Source organism: Pseudomonas sp. RIT288 (genome assembly GCF_000631985.1).
In the GTDB taxonomy this organism is placed as follows: domain Bacteria; phylum Pseudomonadota; class Gammaproteobacteria; order Pseudomonadales; family Pseudomonadaceae; genus Aquipseudomonas.
Genome location: NZ_JFYN01000042.1, coordinates 144,306 through 165,530, shown reverse-complemented (window position 1 = coordinate 165,530; position 21,225 = coordinate 144,306). Strand labels below are relative to the sequence as shown.

Sequence of the window (21,225 nt, the reverse complement as noted above, 5' to 3'; positions counted from 1 at the left end):
GGGAGTGGAATGCCTCAGGGAAATAGCCAGGAAGGCGAATATGAAATCGATTCTGTGTTTGTTGATCGCGGCCTCTGTTGGCGCTGCGTTGCAGGTCAGCGGTGTTCCTCATGGCCTGTTGCTGGGGGCGATCCTTGTCACCGCGCTGGTCACCACGCGCAGCGGTTTTGCCCCGGCAACCCCTTATGGCCTGGGCTATATCCAGGTCACGCTGGGCATCGCCACCGGGCTGATGTTCGAAGCGTGGGACAGTGCGACGGCTTCGGCGATGTTGCCAAGCCTCGGCGTCCTGCTGATATGCCTGATCGTACAGATCGCCCTCGCCGGATGGTGGCTGACCCGCGGCGCTGGCTGGAATCGCACCGATGCGCTGTTGGCGGTGTACCCCGGTGCATTGGCGGCGGTGTTCGATTTGCTGGAGTCGGAAAAGGCCTCGAGCAAGGTCATCATCGTGCACCTGATGCGCTTGCTGTTGATCACGCTGCTGGTGAGCTTTTTGATTCCCGGGCAGGCCTCGGTGGCAGTGGTTGAAAACGCTCCGTTGAGTACGGGCATGGCGTTGACCGTGCTGGCGCTGATCGGCTTGAGCATCGTCATCGGGCGACTGCTGTTGGTGATCGGCGTGCCGGCGCCGTTCATGTTGACGGCGATTCTGCTGACGGCGGTGTTTGTGAAATCGGGATGGCTGCACGGCTTCCACATGCCGGACTGGAGCCTGAACCTGGCGGCGCTGATTCTGGGCGTGCGGATCGGCTCGCGCTTTCAGGGACTCGGCCTCGCGGAGCTGGGGCGGCATGGCCGCACGGCGTTGGTATCGGTTGGCTTGATGATCGTGGTGGCGGCGGCATTTGCCGAAGTGGCGGCGCGCTGGCTGAACAGTGATCCGTTGTCGCTGTGGCTCGCGTACATGCCGGGCGCGATCGAGACGATCGCGATTGTCGCCTTCGCCGGTGGCCTGAACGTGGTGTTCATCCTCACTCACCATCTGGCGCGGATGGTGCTGCTGCATTTTGCGCCAGCGTTGTTGGTGCAGGTGCGGCGGGCGCGGGAACAAAGCTGATTACGCCTTGATGCGGGGCCGGTGCGCCTCCAGCACATGCATCATCAACGTGCCGTACAGCGTCACCAGAATAAACAGCCCCATGCGTACCGCAAACGCGCTGTACACGTCCTTGCCCGCCGCGCTGTCCTGCACCGATTGACCGAGCAGGATGATCATGGTGATGAATGTGTTGATCCAGAACCCGGGGCTGAATGGCGTCGGGCTCAGGCGAAAGAGTTTGCGTGCCAGCCACAGGCCGAACAGCAGCGTCCACAGAAAGAACATCCACAGGTGCACGAACAGGCTCAAGCCGCACCACAGCAGCACCGCCAACACGCCGGCCAGGAGCGTCGAGCCGAGCAGTTCGCGGCCGGCGTGGTGGGTCTGGGTGGTGGAGGTTTGCTGGCCGAGGCTGACGGCTTTGAGGATGATCGGCAGGTAGCTCGCCGGGTCGCTCAGGGCCAGCAAAAAGGTCGGTAGCACGATCAGCGTGGCGCGCAGGGCCACGCGGGGTACGTCTTCGGCTGGCATGGCGGGTGGTTTCGGCGCGGCGGGGCTGTCGGGGCGTTCCGGAAACAGTGCATGGCTGAGCCCGACCACCGCAACCGCCAGCAACAGGCCTTTGACCAGCGCACCAATCACCGCCATCGCCAGATCGAACTCGGCAAAACCAGCGGCGGAGATCATGGTCATGCCGATCACCAGAAACATCATGATCAGTGGGTTGCCGCCGCGCAGGCCGAAGCGGAACACCAGAAACAGACCGAGGCCGATCAGCAACACGCCGCTTAGCGGGTAGTAACGCAGTAACGGCACCAGCAGCAGGCCGATGCTGGTGGTGAGCGCGGCCACCAGCGCGAGTGCCAACGCGCCTTTCAGCGGTAAGGGGCGTGGCAGGCTGGCCAGCAGCAAAACCGCCAGCACTGGCGAGATGAACGGCAGCGGCAACGCGAAACCATAACTGGCAGCGGTGCACAGCGCCGTGCCGAACGCCAGACGCAAGGCCCGTTGCGCCGGCACGCTGCGCTCAGTAGGCATACGACAGCCAACTCATCAGACCGACAAACAACCGCCCCAATGGGTTGAGCAGATTGCCCTCGGTGGGGAAGGCCATGACTTCCGCCTGGCCGCCAGCGCGGATCGCGCGACTGTCGAACAGACGCTTTTTCGCCTCTTCGCTGAACTCGATGATCACTGGAAAACGCTGTGCCGGACGCAGCCAGTCGCGGCTGTTCTGAATGCTTGGCAAGGTGCCGGGCGCGGGTGTCTGGCCGACGCTCACGCCATAACCGACGCTGCGCACGCGACCGTCGAGGACTTCACCGGGCAGTGCGTCAAGGACGATGGCGACCGGGGTTCCGGGTTGCACACGACCGAGATTGTTTTCAGTCAGGTCGGCGCTGATCCATACGTCGTGGATGGCGATCAGTGTCATCACCGGACTGCCGGCAGCCGCGAACTGGCCGACGTCGGTGCGCAGGTCGGTAATCAAACCGGCCGAGCGTGCGCCGATGCGCGTGTTGGCCAGATCGAGTTCGGCCTTGGCCAGCGTGGCGGCGGCGCTGAGCAGTTTGGCGTTGGTGTCGGTGTTGCCGCCTTCCTGTTCCTGGGCACGCAGCACTTCGGCCCGGGCGGCGGCGACCTTGCTGACCGCCGCTGTATGGTTGGCCCGGGACACTTCAAGAAGTCGTACGGACACCGTGCCCGGATCTTCTTTGTACAAGCCTTCAAGCCGGCGATTGTCCTGGCGCGCCTTGAGTTCATCGGCTTGGGCTGCACGCAGCGACGCCTGGGCCGAAGCGATGCCTGCGGTGCTGGCGCCAACTGTGCGACGGGCGTTTTCCAGATCGGCCCGGGCTCGGTCGACGGCAATCTGCAGCGGCTGCGGATCGAGTTCAAACAGGATATCGCCGGCCTTCACGTCCTGATTGTTGCGCACGTTGACCTTGATCACCCGCCCCGCGACTTCCGCCGCCACCGGAATCACGAATGCGCCGACCCGCGCCTGCTGGGTGTAGGGCGTGTAGCGGTCGGCCAGCAGGTACCACGCCAGGCTCAACACGATCAACAGCAGCACCCAACGGATGCTTTTTTTCGCCGGGTCAGGTTGAACCGGGGCGGGGGCTGGGGCGGGCGCTGGAGGCGCGACGTCAGTCATGGCGACTTACCTGCGGTGGAAGGGGATACGCCGGTGGGGTGGGCGGTGCGTTGAGCAAGTCGCCCCAGTGGGTGCGTTGCTGCATCTGTTGCCGGGTAGGCTCATCGACTTGTGGTGCATTGCTTTGCCAGCCGCCACCGAGGGCTTTGTACAGGGCGATCAGGTTGCTCACCGCGTCGCTGCGGCTGACCAGATAGTTGTCTTGCAACTCCAGCAGCGCACGCTGAGCGTCGAGCACCCGTTGAAAGTCCGAATAACCTTCGCGGTATTGCGTGTTGGCCAGCACCAGCGAACGCCGCGCCGCGCCTTCGGCCTCGCGCAGAATGCGTTCGCGCTGCAGCGCTTTGCTCAGGCCACTGGCGGCATCGTCGGCCTCGCGCGCGGCCTGGCGCACCTTGTCGCGGTAGGCTTCGATCAGTTGCTGCAGACGCGCGTCCTGCACGCGGATGTTGTTGCGGATCCGCCCGTAATCGAAGAGGTTCCAGCGCAGGCTCGGGCCGCCGATCAGGTCGAGGCTGCGTGGGGTGGCGCTGAGGGTGTCGGTGGACCAGACGATGCTGCCGAGCAAGGTCAGCGACGGATACAGATCGGTTTCGGCGACCCCGACCAGCGCTGATTGTGCAGCCACGTTCAGTTCTGCCGCTCGCACATCGGGGCGGCGCAGCAACAGGTTGGCCGGGACGTCTTGCAACACCGCGCGATCGACCAGCGGAATCAGCCCCGCCTGCTCAGCCAGCAGCGCCGCGCCACCGGGCGGCTGACCGACCAGTACCGCCAGCGCGTTGCGCGTGCGCAGCAACTGATCTTCGAATGCCGGAATGCTGCTCAGAGTGCCCAGGTACTGGGTTTTCGCCTGTTGCAGATCGAGTTCGGCGGTCTGGCCGCTGTTGAACAGTTTTTCGGTGATCTCGAAATTGCGTTTCTGCTGGGCGGCGTTTTCCCGGGCGACCCGCAGCCGCGCTTCGGTGGTGCGCAGCAGAAAATAGGTGTCGGCGACTTGCGCTCGCAGCAACACCAGAGCGTCTTCGTAGTTGGCCTGGGCGGCGAAGTAGCTCGCATCGGACGACTCGATGGCGCGGCTGAAACGGCCCCAGAAATCCAGCTCCCAGCCGACATCGAACGCTGCGCTGTGTTGCCAGAATTGACGGTTCTGCGGGTTGTTGCCACCGGACTGATGACGGTCGACGTAAAGGCTGTCGACGCCCAACTGCTGCAGTTGCGGATAGCGGGCGCTTTCGGCGATGCCCAGTTGCGCGCGGGCCTCGAGCACTCGCAGCCCGGCGATTTTCAGGCTGCTGTTGTGCGCATCGGCTTCGGCGATCAGGCGGTCGAGCACCGGGTCGGCGAACACTTGCCACCACTGGCGCAGGTCCGGTTGGTCGGCGCGTTCACTGGCCTGCTCCAGCGCGGCGCTGTGCCATTGCTTGCTCCAGGCCTCGCCCGGCGGCTGGAAATCCGGCCCCAGACGTACGCAACCGCTCAAACTCAAGGCACCGAGCAACAACAGGTGGCCGGGCCGCGTCAGCAGGGCGGTGGTTGCAGGCATTGCGCGTGTCCCGGGTCGCAAATATCACTGGAGCATAGACGGCAGATGGCAGGTTGATCGGGCGATTCTGCTGCTACGCTTTTCAAGCGCTCCTCAACCACCCGGGCCCTCGATCAAAAGGTACGAAACCATGGACACCTCACAGGATTCGGTTGTACCGACCACCCCTGCTACCTGGCGCTTCAAGGCCGGCGTGGCAATCATTTGCGTGATGCTCGGCTCGTGGCTGATGGTGCCGCTTGCCGCCAGCCTCGATGTACCCGGCTCGAAAGTCGCGGCGTTGACCGGGGTGCTGTTTATCAGCAACAAGGTGCTGTTGCTGTTGGTGATCGCGGTGATGGGCAAGGCCGGGTTTGCCGAACTCAAGCGCAAGATCGGCAGCTACGTGTCGGGGATCATTCCGACCCCGGTCGATCAGGTCGGGCCAATGCGGCACCGGATCGGCGTGGTGATGTTCTGGCTGCCGCTGCTGACGGCGTTTCTGGAACCGTATTTCGATAACTTCTGGCCGGGATTGCGCCCCAATCTTTGGCAGCTGCAACTGCTGGGTGACCTGATGTTCATCGGCAGTTTCTTTGTGCTCGGCGGAAACTTCTGGGACAAGGCGCATGCGCTGTTTGTGCGCACGGCGCGGGTGGTGTCTGTCTGAAAGCAAAAGATCGCAGCCTTTGGCAGCTCCTACAGGGAAAACCTGATTCCTGTGTAGGCGCTGCCGAAGGCTGCGATCTTTTCCGGGCATCAACGCAAATGCGCGGCGAAGCCTGCTTCACCCGGAGCGACATCATCCTTGAGCGTCAACGCCGGAATCTCGTAATCCCCGGCATTCTGCTGTCGATACGCAATCGGCCGCGTGCTCCACAACTCATCCAGACGCGTGCCCAGCGCCTCGCAGGTCTCGGCAAACCGCGCTTGATCCATGCGGCTGGCGCGGTACACCATGAAGGGCGGCACCACGTCGAAACCGGGGTAGAACAGAACGCCGTGCTGAATCGGAAACAGCAGATCATCTATCGGCCCGTTGATCCCGCGCGTACTGTAGTGCGAATCCCAGCCTCCGGTGGTGACCAGCAGCATCGCGCGTTTACCTTTCATCTTGCCCTCGCCGTAGCGCTCACCCCAGCGTGCATCGGAGTGTTCGCCGACACCGTAGGCAAACCCGTAGGCGTACACGCGTTCGACCCAGCCCTTGAGGATGGCCGGCATGGTGAACCACCACAGCGGGAACTGCAGGATCAGCGCGTCGGCCCACAGCAGTTTTTCCTGCTCACGGGCGATGTCAGCGGACTGCCGGCCCTGTTGGTAAGCCAGTTTCGAATCGATCGAGGCGTGGAATGGCCGGCTTTCATCGCGACCGGGGGCGTCATCGGCGTCGATCGTGGTTTTCCAGTTCATCGCATACAGGTCGGAGACCTGCACGGTGTGACCGGCGGCTTGCAGACGCTGGACGGTGAAGTCCCTGAGCGAGCCGTTGAGCGACGTGGGTTCGGGGTGGGCGTAGACCAGTAACACATTCATGTTGCAACTCCTTGGTTGAATGCAGGCAGGATCAATCCTTGATCGGTATATTGGAAATGAATGTCTGATATGTCAGGTATAGCCATGAATAATTTACGACGTCTGGATATCAACTTGCTGTTGACCCTAGACGTGTTGTTGGCAGAACACAACGTAACCCGCGCCGCAGAGCGCTTGAGCCTGTCGCAGCCGTCGGTGAGTGTGCATCTGGCCAAGCTGCGCGAGATCTTCGGCGATCCGCTGTTGCTGCCCGGGCCACGGGGGATGCGGCCGACGGCGCGGGCCGATGAATTGCGCGAGCCGTTGCGCGAGGCGCTGGAAGCACTGGAACGCGCGGTGGCGCCGGCCAGCGCCTTCGATCCGGCGCAGGCCCGCCACATCTGGAAAGTTGCGGCGACGGATTACGGCGAATCGACGGTGGTGCTGCCAGCGCTCAGCGGTATGCGCCTTCAGGCGCCGGGCACGCGGCTGGCGGTGCTCGATCTGATGCCGGCGCAGTTGGCCAGGCAGGTGGAGCAGGGCGTGTTTGACCTGGCGCTGCACATCACCGAAGACGCGCCGCTGGATCTGCATCAGCGGGTGCTGTTCACCGAGCATTACGTGTTGGCCGGTCGCCTCGGCCATCCGGGGTTGAAGCGTAAACCGACCCGCGAACAGTTCTGTGCGCTGGAACACGTGATGGTGTCGCGTGAGGGCGGGGGCTTTTTCGGAGTGACTGACAAGGCGTTGGCCGAGGTCGGCCTGTCACGCAAGGTGGTGCTGTCGGTGCCGCATTTCCTGATGGTGATGTCGGTGCTGGCGAGCACCGATCTGGTGGCGATGCTGCCGTCACGCTTGGTGCGCGACAACCCGGCGTTGCAGGTGGTCGACGCGCCGCTGCAGGTGCCGGGCTACGAAATGGCGATGTTCTGGGGCGAGCGCGCGCATCGCGATCCGGCACACAAATGGTTGCGTGAGCATCTGGCGGCGTCGGTGTGACGGATCAGGCGTGGCCCAGAGCAATCGCAAAAGACACCACGATCATGCACGCAAACGCAAAATTGAGATTCATCAGCTGTTCATCCTGAGCCTTTTTAAAGTGAGGCCATTCTGAACAGGCTGAATGCAAAGAAAAAATTCGGCTTGTTGATTCCAATGATCGAAACAATTGATACCCGCTGGTTTGTGTTTGTTCAGGGCTTTCGCTAGTCTCGGCAAAACCTGCAATTACAAGCATAAACAGGCAAAACCATGCACGATCATTCGGTCACCGAACTGCCGTCCCTGCGCCGGCAGAAAATCCTCCTGATCCTCGAACGCGACGGCAAGGTCATGGCCTCGGAGTTGAGCCAGCACTTCGCTGTGTCCGAAGACACCATCCGCCGCGACCTCGCCGAACTGGACCACGCCGGGCTGGTGCAGCGCGTGCATGGCGGGGCGCTGCCAAGGCCCAAGGACAGCGGCAAGGATTATTTCACCCGACTGGAAGAGACTGATGAGGTGAAGGTGCGTCTGGCGCAGTTGGCGGCGCAAAAGGTCGAGGACGGGCAGATTGTGCTGTTCGATTCCGGCTCGACCGCGTTGCAGGTGGCGCGCTCGTTGCGCGCGGATGTCCAGATCACCGCAGTGACCGCCGCGCCGATGACGGCGATTGCCTTGTCCGAATACCAGGGCGTGAAAGTGATTCTGGCGGGCGGGCAACTGAACCCACGCACGATGTCGTCCAGTGGACACGAGGCGGTACGCATGCTGGCCGGGATCAAGGCGGATCTGGCGTTTACCGGGGTCTGTGCGATTCACCCGGAAGTGGGCATCACCTCGCTGCACTTCGACGAAGTGCCGGTGAAACAGGCGCTGCTCGACAGCGCGGCGCGGGTGATTGCGGTGACCACGGCGGACAAGCTCGGCGCGGTGGAGCCGTTTGTGGTGGCGGCGTGTACACGCCTGCATACGCTGATTACCGAGCAGCATGTGGCGTCGGGGAGTGTCGAGGATTATCGGCGCTTGGGGATTGTGGTGGAGCAGTTGCCCGACTGAGATTTGTAGTGATGCCGATTGCCTCATCGCGAGCAGGCTCACTCCTACAGTTGGAATGCGTTCCCCTTGTAGGAGTGAGCCTGCTCGCGATAGGGCGAGCCCGATCAACGCAATTTTTCGAGCATCTGGTAATACCACATCCCCGCCGCCAGCAACGGATTGCCCAGCAAATCCCCCATCGGCACCCGAATGTGCTGGCACTGCGCAAAGGTGTCGAACTGTTCCATCTGCCCGGTGATCGCGCGGCTCATGATTTCGCCCATGATGTGCGTCGTCGCGATGCCGTGTCCCGAGTAGCCCTGGCAATACCAGACGTTGTCCGAGAGCTTGCCCAGTTGCGGGATGCGGTTGATCACGATGCCCATTGCGCAGCTCCACTGGTAATCGATCTGCACCCCTTTGAGGGCCGGGAAGGTCTGCTCGATGCACGGGCGCAGTTCGGCGGCGATGTCCCGTGAATCCTTGCCGCTGTAGTTCGCGCCGCCGCCGAACAGCAGGCGCCCGTCGGCCGTGAGGCGGTAGTAGTCGAGGACGAAACGGCAGTCGTACACCGCGAGGTCTTCGGGGTTGATCTGCCGCGCCAGATCACCCAGCGGCGCGGTGGTGACGATGCCGCCCATGGCCGGGAAAATCTTGCCCTTGAGCTGGCCCGGTTCGAGCTTGTGATAGACGTCGCCGGCGAGCATCACCTGATTGGCATCAATCTGGCCGTGGGCGGTGCGCACGCCCGGGCTCTTGCCGTGAATGATTTCCAGCACCTCACTGTTCTCGAAGATCAAGGCGCCAAGACTTTCCGCCGCCCGCGCTTCGCCGAGGCACAGGTTGAGCGGGTGCAGGTGCATGTTGCGAGTGTTCTTGATCGCGCCATGGTAGAGGTCGCTTTGCAGCAGGTCGCGCACCTGACTGCGGTCGAGCAGGCTGACCTCGTCGCCCAGTCCGCGGCGCACGGCTTCCTCGTAATCGTTGCGCAGACCGTCCATGTGGCTCGGCTTGTAAGCGGCGTGCAGATGACCGTGCTTGAGATCGCACTGAATGCCGTATTTCGCCACGCGCTGCTGGATGATTTGATGCCCGCGCCAGCGCAGGTGCCAGATGAAATCGTCGACTTCACCGCCGAGTTTCGGGCGCATCTGTTTACGCATCGCGCCGTCGCCGGAGAGGCTGCCGGTGACTTGTCCGCCATTGCGTCCGGTAGCGCCCCAGCCGATCTTGTGGCTCTCGACAATGGCGACTTTCAGGCCTTTTTCGGCGAGTTCGACGGCGGTGGCAACGCCGGTGAAACCGCCGCCGATGATCACCACATCGACCTGGTGCCGGCCCTGCAGGGGCGGGTAGTCGGTGTCCTGATTGAGGGTGGCGGTGTAGTAGGAATTGCAGCGTTGGGTCATGTCGGTGTCCACACAAATTCTTCGGTTGTACGCGGTCCCCTGTAGGCGCGAGCCTGCTCGCGAAGGCGTCGTCACATTCAACCTATCAAGTGACTGACACAGCGCTTTCGCGAGCAGGCTCGCTCCCACAGGAGATCAGGAGGGAGGGTTCAGGCTTCGGTCAGATACCAACGCCAATCCTGCTCACCCACCTCGGCCATGAACTGCCGGTACTCGGCGCGTTTCACCGCCAGATACACCCCGAGAAATTCCTGCCCCAAGGCATCCCGTGCCCACGCGGAACTCTCCAGCGCCTGCAGCGACGTCAGCCAATCGGTTGGCAGCAATTCCTTGGCCTGCGCATAGCCGTTGCCCTCGACCGGTGCGCCCGGGTCCAGGTTCTCGCGAATGCCACGATGGATCCCGGCGAGAATCGCTGCCGCCGCCAGATACGGGTTGGCGTCGGCGCCGCAGATGCGGTGTTCGATGTGCCGGGTATTGGCCGGGCCGCCCGGTACGCGCAGGCTGACGGTGCGGTTGTCGACGCCCCAGGTCGGCGCCAATGGCGCATAGCTGTTGGCTTGAAAACGCCGGTAGGAGTTGGCGTTGGGGCAGAACAGCAGCAGCGTATCGAGCAGCGAAGCGAGCATGCCGCCAATTGCCGTGCGCAGCAGCGGGGTGCCCGCCGGGTCTTCGGAAGCGAACAGATTGTGGCCCTCGCCATCAGCAAGGCTGACGTGCATGTGCATGCCGGTGCCGGCCAGATCATCGAACGGCTTGGCCATGAACGTCGCTTGCATGCCGTGCTTGTGCGCCACGGCTTTGACCAGACGTTTGTAGCGCACCGCCTGATCCATCGCGAGTAACGCGTCGCCATGTTCGAGGGTGATTTCCACCTGGCCCGGGGCGTACTCCGAGATCGCCGTGCGCGCCGGAATGCCGTGCAGTTTGCAGGCGCTGTAGAGGTCGGCGAGGAACGGTTCGATCTGCTCCAGTTCACGCAAACCGTAGACCTGAGTGTGTCGCGGTCGGCCACCGTCGGCGTCCAGCGCCGGTTGCGGACGGCCGTTGTGATCGCGTTTGGCGTCGAGCAGATAGAACTCCAGCTCGCACGCCATCACCGGGTGATAACCTTGGGCCTTGAGACCGTCGATCACTTTGATCAACAGGTGACGCGGGTCGGCGATGCTCGCCGGCAGACCCTCGCTCGGGTGCATGCTGACCTGCACCGCAGCGGTCGGAATCTGCCGCCACGGCAGGCGCACCAGACTGCCTTCGAGCGGGTAGGCGCGGCAGTCGATGTCACCGACGTCCCACACCAGACCTGAGTTTTCCACGTCCTCGCCCTGCACGGTCAGGCCGAGGATGGTGCTGGGCAGCGGGCGACCGCTTTCGTAGACCGCCAGCAGTTCTTCGCGGTGCAGCAGCTTGCCGCGTGGCACGCCGTTGGCGTCGAGGATGAACAGCTCGATCATGTCGATATCGGGGTTCTGTTCCAGGAACAGGCGTGCGTCTTCGATGGCTGCGAATTTCATGGTCAATCACTCACGATGGCGCCGCACAGGCGCGCAGAATCGGGCCGGACGCATGGCGCGCGTCCCGGCAGGGATATCAAATGGAGATCAGTCAGACATGACCCAGAACCCTGTGGCGAGGGAGCTTGCTCCCGCTGAGGCGCGAAGCGGCTCTCGCTTTTGATTCAAAGGCAGGGGACTGCTACGCAGTCCGGCGGGAGCAAGCTCCCTCGCCACAAATGGATCTTTTCTGACTGTCGGAATCAGCAGGCGATATCCGGCGGGCGTGCGGAGTGACGCAGCTTGGAACGGCGCAGGGCCATGGGGAGATTGACGATACGATTCATACGCCGCCCCTGTGGGTGAGGGCGCGCAAGCGAGAGACGTTCAACGTTTCTGGTTGTTGTGGTGACGTACTCATAACGCGTGTTTCCGTTGGCGGAAAACGTCGGTGGCGGGATGGCCCCGCCGACCGGTGTGCCCCGATAGTAAGGGGCAATCTGCGGGCGTGTAAACCGCTGATTGTGCCCCTGCCTCTTTGGCCGCCGCTCAGCGCAGCAGGTGAAAGCCCAGCCCGGCAAGGGCGCAAACGATCAACACTTCAATTACGCCGCGTTTGAAAATGAACAGCGCCAGTGCGGCCAGCAGCGCCAGCCCGATCGAAAACAGATCAGCGTGCCCGGCGAAACCGTTGGGCCAGAACACGTGATAAGCGAAGAAACCCGCCAGGTTGAGAATCACCCCGACCACCGCAGCGGTGATCGCGGTCAACGGTGCAGTGAATTTCAATTCGTTGTGCGTTGATTCCACCAACGGCCCGCCGGCGAGGATGAACAGGAACGAGGGCAGGAAGGTGAACCAGGTCACCAGCGTCGCCGCCAGTGCACCGGCGGCGAACGCATGTTCCGCGCCGAACGCCGGTTGCACGTAGCCGCCGATGAACCCGACAAACGCCACCACCATGATCAACGGCCCTGGCGTGGTTTCGCCGAGGGCGAGGCCGTCGATCATCTGCGTCGGCGTCAGCCAGCCGTAGTGCCCGACCGCGCCCTGATAGACATAGGGCAACACCGCGTAGGCGCCGCCAAACGTCAGGAACGCGGCCTTGGTGAAGAACCATCCCATTTGCGTGAAGGTGCCGTCCCAGCCGAACAGCGCGGTCAGCAGCGCCATCGGCAAACACCATAGCGCCGCGCCGACCAACAACAGACGCCAGAGCTTCGGCAGGCTGAATCGCGCATGTTCAGGCGTCGGCGTGTCGTCATCGATCAGCGCCGGGCCGAAGGACTTGGCACTGCCGCGCTGCCCGCCATTGTCGAAGCGCTGCGGTGCCAGGCGTCCACCAAAATAGCCGAGCAATGCCGCCCCGAGCACGATCAGCGGGAACGGCAGGTTGAAGGCAAAAATCGCCACGAATGACGCCCCGGCGATCGCCCACAGCCAACTGTTTTTCAGCGCCCGCGAGCCGATTCGGTGCGCCGCGTGCAAGACAATTGCGGTCACCGCCGGTTTGATTCCGTAGAAGATCCCGGCGACCACCGGCACATCGCCGAACGCGATGTACAGCCACGACAGCGCAATCAGGATGAACAGCGATGGCAGCACGAACAGCGCCCCGGCGATCACCCCGCCCCATGTGCGATGCAACAGCCAGCCAATGTACGTCGCCAATTGCTGGGCCTCGGGGCCGGGTAGCAACATGCAGTAGTTGAGGGCGTGCAGAAAGCGCCGCTCGGAGATCCACCGCCGGCGTTCGACCAGTTCCTGATGCATGATCGCGATCTGCCCGGCCGGGCCGCCGAAACCGATGCAGCCGAGCTTGAGCCAGAAGCGCCAGGCCTGGCGCAGCGTGACGGGAGCGGGTTTGGGCAGGTCTTCAACGGGTATGCTCAAGCGCGGCTCCTGAGATAGATGATGGCGGAGCCGCTATCTAATCAGGCTTTTATGAAAAAGTGCTATCGGTAAGCTGAACCTGTGGCGAGGGAGCTTGCTTCCGCCGGGCTGCGAAGCAGTCCCGCTTTTTTGAGGCCGCTTAGCGCCCCAGCGGTACGGTACGACGATTCGACAAGCTCCCTCGCCCCAGTCTGATTCACTCTTCAGGATCAGGCATGCGCCAGACTCCAGCGCAGTGCCGCATTCTGGTCGCTCTCCCGTGCCTCGACCCAATGCGAACCCTGCGCCGTGCTCTCGCGCTTCCAGAAGGGCGCGCGGGTTTTGAGCACGTCCATGATGAATGCGCAGGCTTCGAACGCCATGTGTCGGTGCTTGCTGCTGACGCCCACAAACACGATCGGTTCGCTGACCGCCAATGCGCCGACCCGATGGACAATCTCCACCCCCAGCAGCGGCCAACGCTCGCGCGCCTCGTCGGCGATCTGTTCAAGGGCCTTTTCGGTCATGCCCGGATAGTGCTCGAGGAACAGCTCATTCACGCTCTGGCCAATGTTCAGATCGCGCACATAGCCAATGAAATTCACCACCGCGCCGACCCGTGGATTGCGCGCATGCAGGTCGGCGGTCAACTGGCCGACGTCGAAGCTTTTGTACTGAACTCGAACCGTCATGCTCAGCCCCCGGTGACCGGAGGGAAAAATGCGATCTCGTCGAAGTCCTCGATGGCCGCACTCGGCTGGCACAGCTCTTGGTTCAACGCGCACATCAGGTTGCCGGCGCCGAGCACTTCGCGCCATTCCTCACCGCGGGCCATGAGCATCTGCCGCACGTCCTCGATGCAGCGCAGGTTGTCGCTCAGGGGGATTTTTTCGCCGCCCAGATTGAGGCGATCACGGTAGCTGGCGAAGTAGTTAATCAGGATCATTGCGCGTTCTCCCATTGAAAATGCCCGGAGCGTCCGCCCTGTTTGCTCAGCAGGCGGATGTCGCCGATGACCATGGCCCGGTCCACGGCTTTGCACATGTCGTAAATGGTCAGCGCCGCGACGCTGGCGGCGGTCAGGGCTTCGAGTTCGACGCCGGTCTGGCCGGTTAAGCGGCAGGTGCTGGTGATCTGCACGCGGTCCGGTTCGCAGGCCTTGAGTTCGACGTGAATCGAGCTGAGCAGCAGCGCGTGACACAGCGGGATCAGTTCGTGGGTGCGCTTGGCCGCCTGAATCCCGGCGATGCGCGCCACGGCGAAAACGTCGCCCTTGGGGTGACCGTTGGCCTGGATCATCTGCAGCGTTTCCGGGCGCATCTGCACCCAGGCCTGCGCCGTGGCTTCGCGGCGAGTCGCGGCTTTGTCGCTGACGTCGACCATGTTGGCGCGGCCCTGATCGTCGAGGTGGGTGAGGGTGTTACTCATGGCAAAAGCTCCTGGATCGGGCTGTAGATTCGGGGGGCATTGCGGTGCGGAACGTGGATCAGATTGAGTCGATGCTTGAGTGCCCAGCGCACCGTCAACGCGGTGGGGGCGGACAGGCTGACGAGGGTGCCGAGGCGAGCGCGCACGGCTTTGTGGATCAATTCGAGGCTGCAACGGCTGGTGACCACCACGAAGCCCTGGCGCGCATCGACATCAGCGATTTGCATCGCGCCAATCAGCTTGTCGAGGGCGTTGTGCCGGCCGATGTCTTCGCGGCACAGCAGCGCTTCACCGCTGGCGTCGAAGTACAGCGCTGCGTGCAGGGCGCCGCTGCTGCGGGCCAGTTGCTGGGCTTGTTCGATGCGTTGGCGGATGCCGTCGAAATGCACGGCTGGCGGCAGGGCGCAGGGTTGCAGAATCTGCAGTTGCGGCAGCGCCTGCTCCAGCGCCTCGACGCCACAGATGCCGCACCCGCTGGTGCCGGCCATCTGCCGACGATGATCTTTCAGCGCCCAGAAGGCGCGGCTGGAAATCTGCACGTCAGCCTGACAGGCCTGATCGAAATGGCTCAGGCAGATGTCGTAGATCTCGTCGACGCTGTCGATGATCGCGTTGCTCAGGCTGAAGCCCCGGATGAAGTCTTCGAGGTTGCCGGGCGAGACCATCATCACCGCCTGGCTCAGGCCATTGAAGGTGATCGCCAGGGCGATTTCCGCGGCCAGGGCGACGTGCGAGAGCGGGGCGTGCGGCAGGTATTCGCGAAACGCCACCTGTGACGGTTGCGGCGCGGGGGCGTTGGGTTCGGTGGTGGGTTCGGTGGTGGTTTCGACGTGGCAGAGCATCTTGAAAAGTCCCGAAGCGCTGAAGTGAGTTCAGGCTACGGGGGTGGTGAAAGTGCGTCCAATCGCTTGTTCTGATGCGGTGATCGGGCGGATCTATCACCAAGGCCTACCCCTGTAGGAGCTGCCGAAGGCTGCGATCTTTTGATCTTGATTTTTGTTTTTAAGATCAAGATCAAAAGATCGCAGCCTTCGGCAGCTCCTACAGGGGGAGGATCTGGCTTAAATTACTTCAACCCCAAACATCTTCCGCGCCTCGGCAAAACACTTCTCGGCAATCGCCGAGCGCGGCTCGGTCTTGCGCATCACCAGCCCCAGCGGCGCCAGCACGCTGGCATCCGGCAGTTGCATGAACGACAGGTGTTCGATCGGCTCTTCCAGCCCGCTGTCCAGCGGCATGATCGAGCAGCAGAAACCCTGGTGAATCGCCTGCAGCAACTGATAGGTCGAATCGCTTTCCATGATCGGCTGCGGATTAAGCCCGCGACTGCGGAAGCTCAGGTCGATGGATTTGCGGTAATGCATGCCGGTGGTGATCATCCCCAGCGGCAGTTCGGCCGCGTCTTCCCAGCTCATTTCCGAGCCTTCGAAATGGAAGTGGCGGTTGTCGTAAAGCAGGCCGACGCGGGTTTCGCCGATCTCGAAAAAATCGAAATAGTTCGGGTTGACGTGGTCGAGGTAGCACACGCCCAGATCCAGTTGATTGTTGCCAAGGCCGGCGATGATCTCGTCAGAACTCCCCGACGACAGACTGAATTTCAGCTCGGGATACGTCCCGGACAAACTCTGAATGTAATTGACCGGATTGAAATTGCTCAGCGGCACCAGGCCCAGGCGCAAGCTACCGACCAGTTGCCCGCGGCACGCCGCCGCCTCGGCGAACAGACCGTCATGCGCGGCCAGCAGCGTGCGCGCCCAGGCCAGTACCCGTTCGCCGGCCTGAGTGAAACCTTCAAAGCGCTGGCCGCGATTGACCAGCACCAGATCCAGCTCATCTTCCAGATTGCGCAGACGCATCGACAGGGTCGGCTGGGTGATGTGGCAGCGTGCGGCGGCCTGGCCGAAATGTCGGGTTTCGTCCAGTGCGATCAGGAACTTGAGTTGTTTGATGTCCACGCAGGCACCTGCTCGTTGAGAAATTGGATTGAGTATTGACGCAGATGCGCGCAGCGCACGAAAAACGCGAGGTGCGACGATCTCACCTGCCTGTATCTGCGTCCAATCGGAAGAATTGAAAAGCCTATCGATCAGCTCTATCGCCCATGGTTTCAAAGGCGTTGGCCGAGGTCAACGGCGCCGATAGAGCAGCTCGATAATGTGGTTGGCCAGAGTGATTAGACAGTACTCATAAGTGGCACTTAGGCTGCTTGGCAATCTGATTGACTACTGCCGGAGATTCCCATGAGTGCGAAAGCGGATGCCCTGTTTGTCCCCCTGAACATAGCCGTACTGACCGTCAGCGATACGCGCGATTACGCGAGCGACACGTCCGGCCAACTGCTGGTCAGCCGATTGCTGGAGGCCGGTCATACCCTGAGCGAACGCAACCTGCTCAAGGATGACCTGTACAAGATCCGCGCCCAGGTCGCCCACTGGATTGCCGACGACAGCATTCAGGTGGTGCTGATCACCGGCGGCACCGGCTTCACCGGACGCGACAGCACGCCGGAAGCGGTGGCGTGTCTGCTCGACAAGCAGATCGATGGGTTTGGCGAGTTGTTCCGCGCCATTTCGATTCTCGACATCGGCACGTCCACCGTGCAAAGCCGAGCGCTGGCCGGATTGTCCAACGGTACGCTGGTGTGCTGCCTGCCGGGTTCCACCGGTGCCTGCCGCACGGCGTGGGAAGGCATCCTTGCCGAGCAACTGGATAACCGCCATCGCCCGTGCAACTTCGTGCCGCACCTCAAATCAGTCGCCGCCTGCGGGCCGCGCGGATGAGCAAGGCAGCGTTGATGTCGGTCGAGGACGCCCTCGATCAGTTGCTCGGCATGGCCAATGAGCAACGTCTGGCCGACAGCGAAATACTGCCGCTCAACGAGGCGCGTGGACGGGTGTTGGCCAGTGATCTGGTGGCCACGCTCGACCTGCCGCCGTGGCCGAACAGTGCCATGGATGGTTATGCGTTGAACCTGGCCGATCTGCATCGCCAGCCATTGCAGGTGTCGCAAAAGGTCTACGCCGGCCAGGCGCCGGATGCGTTGCTGCCCGGTACCTGTGCGCGGATCTTCACCGGCGCACCGTTGCCACCCGGCGCCACCTGCGTCGAGATGCAGGAAAACGTCGAAGTGCTGGAGGACGGCCGCGTACGCTTTTTGCAGCCGCTGAAGGCCGGGCAGAACATTCGCGCGCAAGGGCAGGAAAACCGCGTCGGCGACATCCTGCTGCGCGCCGGCAAACGTCTCGGGCCGTTCGAACTGGCGGTCGCCGCCGGGCAGGGGCTGGCACAGTTGCACGTGGTGCGTCGCCCGCGCGTGGCGCTGCTGTCGACCGGTGACGAACTGGTCGAGCCGGGCAAGCCGTTGCGTCCCGGCAGCATTTACAACAGCAACCGCGTGTTGCTCGGCCATTGGCTGAGGGAACTGGGCTGTGAGGTGATCGACGCCGGGATCCTCCCGGATCGTCCGGCGCAAACGCGGCTCAAGCTTGAGCAACTGCAAGTGGCAGCCGACCTGATTCTCACCACCGGTGGCGTGTCTGCCGGCGACGCCGATTGCCTCGGTCAGGTGCTGCGCGAGGACGGCAAACCGCTGTTGTGGAAACTGGCGATCAAACCTGGCAAACCGTTGACCGTGGGGCATTTCGGCACGGTGCCGGTGATTGGCCTGCCGGGTAATCCGACTTCGGCGCTGGTCACCTTCGGCCTGCTGGCGCGGCCGTATCTGCTGCGCATTCAGGGCGTGGAAGAGGTCATGCCGTTGAGCTTTACAGTGAATGCCGGGTTCGCCTGGAGCAAGGCGGGCAGCCGTCGAGAGTACCTGCGGGTGCGGCTGGAAGCGGGGCGTGCGGTGTTGTATCCGAACCAGAGTTCCGGTGTCTTGCTCGGTGCGACCTGGGCCGATGGGCTGGTGGAAGTGCCGGAAAACCGCACTCACGACATTGGCGACCCGCTGCGCTTCATACCCTTCAGCGAACTCTTCTGACCGCGACACAAAAGTAAATTGTGTGATGATCAGCCAATCTGCGGGGTGTACCTGGAACCTGTAGGAGCGAGCCTGCTCGCGAAGGCGGCGTGTCATACAACATCAACGGTGACTGACAGACACTCTTCGCGAGCAGGCTCGCTCCCACATTTGGATGTGGGATGATCAGCCATTCTGCGGTGTGTACCTGGAACCTGTAGGAGCGAGCCTGCTCGCGATGGCGGCGTGTCATACAACATCAACGTTGACTGACAGACACTCTTCGCGAGCAGGCTCGCTCCCACATTTGGGTTTGGGATGATCAGCCATTCTGCGAGGTTACCTGGAACCTGTAGGAGCGAGCTTGCTCGCGAAGGCGGCGTGTCATACAACATCAACGTTGACTGACAGGCACTCTTCGCGAGCAGGCTCACTCCCACATTTGGGTATGGGATGATCAGCCATTCTGCGGGGTGTACCTGGAACCTGTAGGAGCGAGCCTGCTCGCGATGACGGCGGCACAGTCAACATCTTCACTGGCTGGTCGACCGCTATCGCGAGCAGGCTCACTCCTACAGAGGGTATTTGTGTGGTCAGGAGAGCGGGTTCAGCTCAGGACGTAGTCCACCGGCAGCAGCATCGGTGGCAGGTCTGTCTCCCCCAGCTCGGAGAGAATGTCACGCTCGATAGTGCGCACCAGCGAGTCGGTCGCCAGGTCGTTTTCGTCGCGGCCGAACGGGTCTTCCAGTTCATCGGCAATCGCATCCAGACCAAAGAACGTGTAGCTGACAATCGCCGTGAACAGCGGGGTCAGCCAGCCCAGCGGTTCGGCCATGGCGAACGGCAGCAGGATGCAGAACAGGTAGATCGTGCGGTGCAGCAGCAAGGTGTAGGGGAAGGGCAGCGGGGTGTTTTTGATCCGCTCGCACACCGCTTGCGCCTGGGTCAGGCTGGTCAGGTGATTGGCCAGCAGCATGTAGCGCCACTCGCTCAGCTCGCCGTTCTGGTGCAGGTCGGAGCACTGCTGGCCGACCTGTTGCAGAATCCGTCCGCTGTAGTCCGGCACCTGCGGATCGTGCAGCGGGGTGATCCACTTGCTGCTGGCCGCCGCTTCGCTTTCCCGGCGCAATCGCGCATTCAGCGCATGGGCGAACCCGCAGAGGTTGAGCAGCAACGGTTTGCGCTGCACCGATTCACGGATGACATGGGTTTCGCGAATCACCGAACGAATGTGCACCAGCACATCCCCCCAGGCTTTGCGCGCTTCATACCAGCGGTCGTAGCAGGCGTTGTTGCGAAAATTCATGAAGATCGACAGCGACAGCCCGAGCAGGGTGAACGGCGTGGCGTTGACCTTGGTGAAGTTGCTCGGATGGAGCATTTCGATCAGCACGATGGCCGAGGCCAGCAAGGTGACCATCAGGGTGCGCAGGGCGATGCGTTTGGCAATCGACCCCTTGAGGGTGAAGAGGATGGCGAATGGGTTGACCTTGGGTCTGATGATCATGCTGGGCGATCCCGGTTACGCAGGGTGAGGGCGGCTCAACCGCCGGTCATGTTCATGAAACGCACGACCTGAACGTCGTCGTTCACCTCGAAATTGTGTCGATACGGCTTGAGTTTCATCGCCTCGACAATGGCTTTTTCCAGCCGCTGCGGTTGCCCCGGATGAGCGCGCAGCACGGCTTTCAGATCCACCGAATGCTCGTTACCCAGACACAGTAGCAGGCGCCCCTCGACGGTCAGCCGCACCCGGTTGCAGGTGCCGCAAAAGTTGTGGCTGTGCGGCGAGATGAAACCCAGACGAATGTCCGGCGCCTCGGCCAGCCGCCAGTAGCGCGACGGGCCTTGAGTCGACTCGGCGGAGTCGATCAGGGTGTAGCGCTCGGCGATCTTCTCGCGCACCTGGGCGCTGGAGAAAAACGACTCGGCGCGGCTGTGTTCGTTGATGATGCCCAGCGGCATTTCCTCGATGAAGGAGACGTCGAGCTGGCGGTCGATGGCGAAGCTCACCAGATCGTTGATCTCCTGATCGTTGCGCCCCTGCATCACCACCACGTTGAGTTTGGTTCGGGTGAAACCGGCCTTGCGCGCCGCATCGATGCCGTTGATCACCTGCGCCAGATCACCGGTGCGGGTCATTTGTCTGAAGCGCTCCGGGTCGAGGCTGTCGAGGCTGATGTTCAGGCGCTTGACCCCGGCGTCGAACAGCGGCGCGGCGAGTTTGCCCAACTGCGAGCCATTGGTGGTCATGCACAGTTCACGCAGGCCGGGCAGGGCGGCGATCTGCTCGCACAGCTTGACCACGCCCGGGCGGATCAGCGGCTCGCCGCCGGTCAGGCGAATCTTACGCGTGCCCAGTGCCACAAAGCTCTGCGCCAGTTGATAGATCTCCTCCAGCGTCAGCACTTGCTGGCGCGGCAGAAACTGCATGTCCTCGGCCATGCAATAGACGCAGCGGAAGTCGCAGCGGTCGGTGACCGACATGCGCAGATAGTCGACGCGGCGGTTGTAACCATCGATCAAGACACGCTCTGACATGACAGCCTCGCAGGGGTGAGAAGTCCGCATTAACGGAACCGGTTGGCGCAGAGTATGGGCAACTTGAGAGGGCGTCCAATCACTGTTAATGAACGGCTGATTGAGCGCGTCGATGATCAATTATTTTTCCTCGAAAGTTGCCGCTTTAGTTTCGCAACACCCCGTAAATAAAGGGTTTTCTCCCGTGATAGATGCTTTCGATAATGTGGTCATAAATAGCGATTAGACAATGTTTTGTAACGGTTCATATCCTTGCTCCGGCAAC

At 62.3% G+C, this 21,225-nt stretch carries 20 protein-coding genes; 6 read left to right on the top strand and 14 right to left on the bottom strand.

Annotated elements, in window-relative coordinates:
* Positions 1 to 40 precede the first annotated feature (40 nt).
* The gene (locus tag BW33_RS24190) at positions 41 to 1,060 is read left to right on the top strand and encodes an AbrB family transcriptional regulator (protein ID WP_047601731.1); all 1,020 of its coding nucleotides are present in this window, start codon (positions 41 to 43) and stop codon (positions 1,058 to 1,060) included.
* Here BW33_RS24190 and BW33_RS24185 read toward each other — a convergent pair whose 3' ends face one another.
* From BW33_RS24185 to BW33_RS24175, 3 genes are read right to left on the bottom strand one after another with little or no spacing between them, the layout of a single operon-like run.
* Entirely contained in the window at positions 1,061 to 2,080 is a 1,020-nt protein-coding gene (locus BW33_RS24185) for a DUF2955 domain-containing protein (protein ID WP_047601728.1), read from the bottom strand.
* On the bottom strand, positions 2,070 to 3,200 hold the full coding sequence (locus tag BW33_RS24180) for an HlyD family secretion protein (protein ID WP_047601725.1): 1,131 nt from the start codon (positions 3,198 to 3,200) through the stop codon (positions 2,070 to 2,072). Before BW33_RS24180 ends, BW33_RS24185 begins: the two co-directional genes overlap by 11 nt.
* Entirely contained in the window at positions 3,193 to 4,746 is a 1,554-nt protein-coding gene (locus BW33_RS24175) for an efflux transporter outer membrane subunit (RefSeq protein WP_236645234.1), read from the bottom strand. Before BW33_RS24175 ends, BW33_RS24180 begins: the two co-directional genes overlap by 8 nt.
* A gap of 130 nt (positions 4,747 to 4,876) precedes the next feature.
* On the opposite strand from BW33_RS24175, the gene BW33_RS24170 reads away from it, so the two are divergent.
* A complete protein-coding gene (locus tag BW33_RS24170) occupies positions 4,877 to 5,395 on the top strand; it encodes a transporter suffix domain-containing protein (RefSeq protein ID WP_047601723.1) in 519 nt (172 codons plus the stop codon).
* An 89-nt stretch (positions 5,396 to 5,484) separates the two neighbouring features.
* Here BW33_RS24170 and BW33_RS24165 read toward each other — a convergent pair whose 3' ends face one another.
* A complete protein-coding gene (locus BW33_RS24165) occupies positions 5,485 to 6,261 on the bottom strand; it encodes an NAD(P)H-dependent oxidoreductase (RefSeq protein ID WP_047601721.1) in 777 nt (258 codons plus the stop codon).
* Positions 6,262 to 6,345: 84 nt separating this feature from the next.
* On the opposite strand from BW33_RS24165, the gene BW33_RS24160 reads away from it, so the two are divergent.
* Complete coding sequence (locus tag BW33_RS24160; RefSeq protein WP_177327525.1) at positions 6,346 to 7,239, top strand: LysR family transcriptional regulator; 894 nt, start codon at positions 6,346 to 6,348, stop codon at positions 7,237 to 7,239.
* 252 nt (positions 7,240 to 7,491) lie between these two features.
* Positions 7,492 to 8,277 carry a DeoR/GlpR family DNA-binding transcription regulator gene (locus BW33_RS24155; RefSeq protein WP_047601719.1) on the top strand — a complete coding sequence of 262 codons (786 nt, stop codon included), beginning with the start codon at positions 7,492 to 7,494 and terminating at the stop codon, positions 8,275 to 8,277.
* A 104-nt stretch (positions 8,278 to 8,381) separates the two neighbouring features.
* Here BW33_RS24155 and BW33_RS24150 read toward each other — a convergent pair whose 3' ends face one another.
* From BW33_RS24150 to BW33_RS24115, 8 genes are all read right to left on the bottom strand, one after another.
* The gene (locus BW33_RS24150) at positions 8,382 to 9,665 is read right to left on the bottom strand and encodes an NAD(P)/FAD-dependent oxidoreductase (protein WP_047602025.1); all 1,284 of its coding nucleotides are present in this window, start codon (positions 9,663 to 9,665) and stop codon (positions 8,382 to 8,384) included.
* A gap of 149 nt (positions 9,666 to 9,814) precedes the next feature.
* Positions 9,815 to 11,179: a glutamine synthetase family protein gene (locus tag BW33_RS24145; RefSeq protein WP_047601718.1), complete on the bottom strand. Its 1,365-nt coding sequence runs from the start codon at positions 11,177 to 11,179 to the stop codon at positions 9,815 to 9,817.
* Positions 11,180 to 11,707: 528 nt separating this feature from the next.
* Positions 11,708 to 13,051, bottom strand: a complete 1,344-nt coding sequence (gene chrA / locus BW33_RS24140; protein ID WP_047601717.1) for a chromate efflux transporter — start codon at positions 13,049 to 13,051, stop codon at positions 11,708 to 11,710.
* Between the two features lie 209 nt (positions 13,052 to 13,260).
* Positions 13,261 to 13,722, bottom strand: a complete 462-nt coding sequence (moaE, locus tag BW33_RS24135) for a molybdopterin synthase catalytic subunit MoaE (protein WP_047601716.1) — start codon at positions 13,720 to 13,722, stop codon at positions 13,261 to 13,263.
* A gap of 2 nt (positions 13,723 to 13,724) precedes the next feature.
* Entirely contained in the window at positions 13,725 to 13,976 is a 252-nt protein-coding gene (locus tag BW33_RS24130) for a MoaD/ThiS family protein (protein ID WP_047601715.1), read from the bottom strand.
* Positions 13,973 to 14,458: a cyclic pyranopterin monophosphate synthase MoaC gene (gene moaC / locus BW33_RS24125; RefSeq protein ID WP_047601713.1), complete on the bottom strand. Its 486-nt coding sequence runs from the start codon at positions 14,456 to 14,458 to the stop codon at positions 13,973 to 13,975. The genes BW33_RS24130 and moaC overlap by 4 nt, the downstream gene beginning before the upstream one ends.
* Positions 14,455 to 15,300, bottom strand: a complete 846-nt coding sequence (fdhD, locus tag BW33_RS24120) for a formate dehydrogenase accessory sulfurtransferase FdhD (protein ID WP_047601711.1) — start codon at positions 15,298 to 15,300, stop codon at positions 14,455 to 14,457. The genes moaC and fdhD overlap by 4 nt, the downstream gene beginning before the upstream one ends.
* Positions 15,301 to 15,519: 219 nt before the next feature.
* Entirely contained in the window at positions 15,520 to 16,413 is an 894-nt protein-coding gene (locus BW33_RS24115; RefSeq protein ID WP_047601708.1) for a LysR family transcriptional regulator, read from the bottom strand.
* A gap of 285 nt (positions 16,414 to 16,698) precedes the next feature.
* Between BW33_RS24115 and moaB the strand changes: the two genes are divergently transcribed.
* Together moaB and BW33_RS24105 are read left to right on the top strand one after the other, a co-directional pair.
* Positions 16,699 to 17,238 carry a molybdenum cofactor biosynthesis protein B gene (gene moaB / locus BW33_RS24110; RefSeq protein ID WP_027611709.1) on the top strand — a complete coding sequence of 180 codons (540 nt, stop codon included), beginning with the start codon at positions 16,699 to 16,701 and terminating at the stop codon, positions 17,236 to 17,238.
* Positions 17,235 to 18,440 (top strand): molybdopterin molybdotransferase MoeA, encoded by a 1,206-nt coding sequence (locus BW33_RS24105; protein WP_047601705.1) that lies wholly within the window; start codon positions 17,235 to 17,237, stop codon positions 18,438 to 18,440. Before moaB ends, BW33_RS24105 begins: the two co-directional genes overlap by 4 nt.
* Positions 18,441 to 19,026: 586 nt before the next feature.
* Here the strand turns inward: BW33_RS24105 and BW33_RS24100 are convergent.
* A complete protein-coding gene (locus BW33_RS24100; RefSeq protein WP_047601703.1) occupies positions 19,027 to 19,926 on the bottom strand; it encodes a bestrophin family protein in 900 nt (299 codons plus the stop codon).
* A 35-nt stretch (positions 19,927 to 19,961) separates the two neighbouring features.
* The gene (moaA, locus tag BW33_RS24095; protein WP_047601701.1) at positions 19,962 to 20,960 is read right to left on the bottom strand and encodes a GTP 3',8-cyclase MoaA; all 999 of its coding nucleotides are present in this window, start codon (positions 20,958 to 20,960) and stop codon (positions 19,962 to 19,964) included.
* Positions 20,961 to 21,225: the final 265 nt, after the last annotated feature.

Coding starts and splice junctions, on each gene's coding strand:
- BW33_RS24165 (WP_047601721.1), bottom strand. CDS start 6,261: ATGAATGTGTTACTGGTCTACGCCCACCCCGAACCCACGTCGCTCAAC.
- BW33_RS24145 (WP_047601718.1), bottom strand. CDS start 11,179: ATGAAATTCGCAGCCATCGAAGACGCACGCCTGTTCCTGGAACAGAAC.
- BW33_RS24150 (WP_047602025.1), bottom strand. CDS start 9,665: ATGACCCAACGCTGCAATTCCTACTACACCGCCACCCTCAATCAGGAC.
- BW33_RS24130 (WP_047601715.1), bottom strand. CDS start 13,976: ATGATCCTGATTAACTACTTCGCCAGCTACCGTGATCGCCTCAATCTG.
- moaE (WP_047601716.1), bottom strand. CDS start 13,722: ATGACGGTTCGAGTTCAGTACAAAAGCTTCGACGTCGGCCAGTTGACC.
- moaA (WP_047601701.1), bottom strand. CDS start 20,960: ATGTCAGAGCGTGTCTTGATCGATGGTTACAACCGCCGCGTCGACTAT.
- fdhD (WP_047601711.1), bottom strand. CDS start 15,300: ATGCTCTGCCACGTCGAAACCACCACCGAACCCACCACCGAACCCAAC.
- BW33_RS24175 (WP_236645234.1), bottom strand. CDS start 4,746: ATGCCTGCAACCACCGCCCTGCTGACGCGGCCCGGCCACCTGTTGTTG.
- BW33_RS24105 (WP_047601705.1), top strand. CDS start 17,235: ATGAGCAAGGCAGCGTTGATGTCGGTCGAGGACGCCCTCGATCAGTTG.
- BW33_RS24100 (WP_047601703.1), bottom strand. CDS start 19,926: ATGATCATCAGACCCAAGGTCAACCCATTCGCCATCCTCTTCACCCTC.
- BW33_RS24180 (WP_047601725.1), bottom strand. CDS start 3,200: ATGACTGACGTCGCGCCTCCAGCGCCCGCCCCAGCCCCCGCCCCGGTT.
- BW33_RS24170 (WP_047601723.1), top strand. CDS start 4,877: ATGGACACCTCACAGGATTCGGTTGTACCGACCACCCCTGCTACCTGG.
- BW33_RS24160 (WP_177327525.1), top strand. CDS start 6,346: ATGAATAATTTACGACGTCTGGATATCAACTTGCTGTTGACCCTAGAC.
- BW33_RS24190 (WP_047601731.1), top strand. CDS start 41: ATGAAATCGATTCTGTGTTTGTTGATCGCGGCCTCTGTTGGCGCTGCG.
- moaB (WP_027611709.1), top strand. CDS start 16,699: ATGAGTGCGAAAGCGGATGCCCTGTTTGTCCCCCTGAACATAGCCGTA.
- BW33_RS24155 (WP_047601719.1), top strand. CDS start 7,492: ATGCACGATCATTCGGTCACCGAACTGCCGTCCCTGCGCCGGCAGAAA.
- BW33_RS24185 (WP_047601728.1), bottom strand. CDS start 2,080: ATGCCTACTGAGCGCAGCGTGCCGGCGCAACGGGCCTTGCGTCTGGCG.
- moaC (WP_047601713.1), bottom strand. CDS start 14,458: ATGAGTAACACCCTCACCCACCTCGACGATCAGGGCCGCGCCAACATG.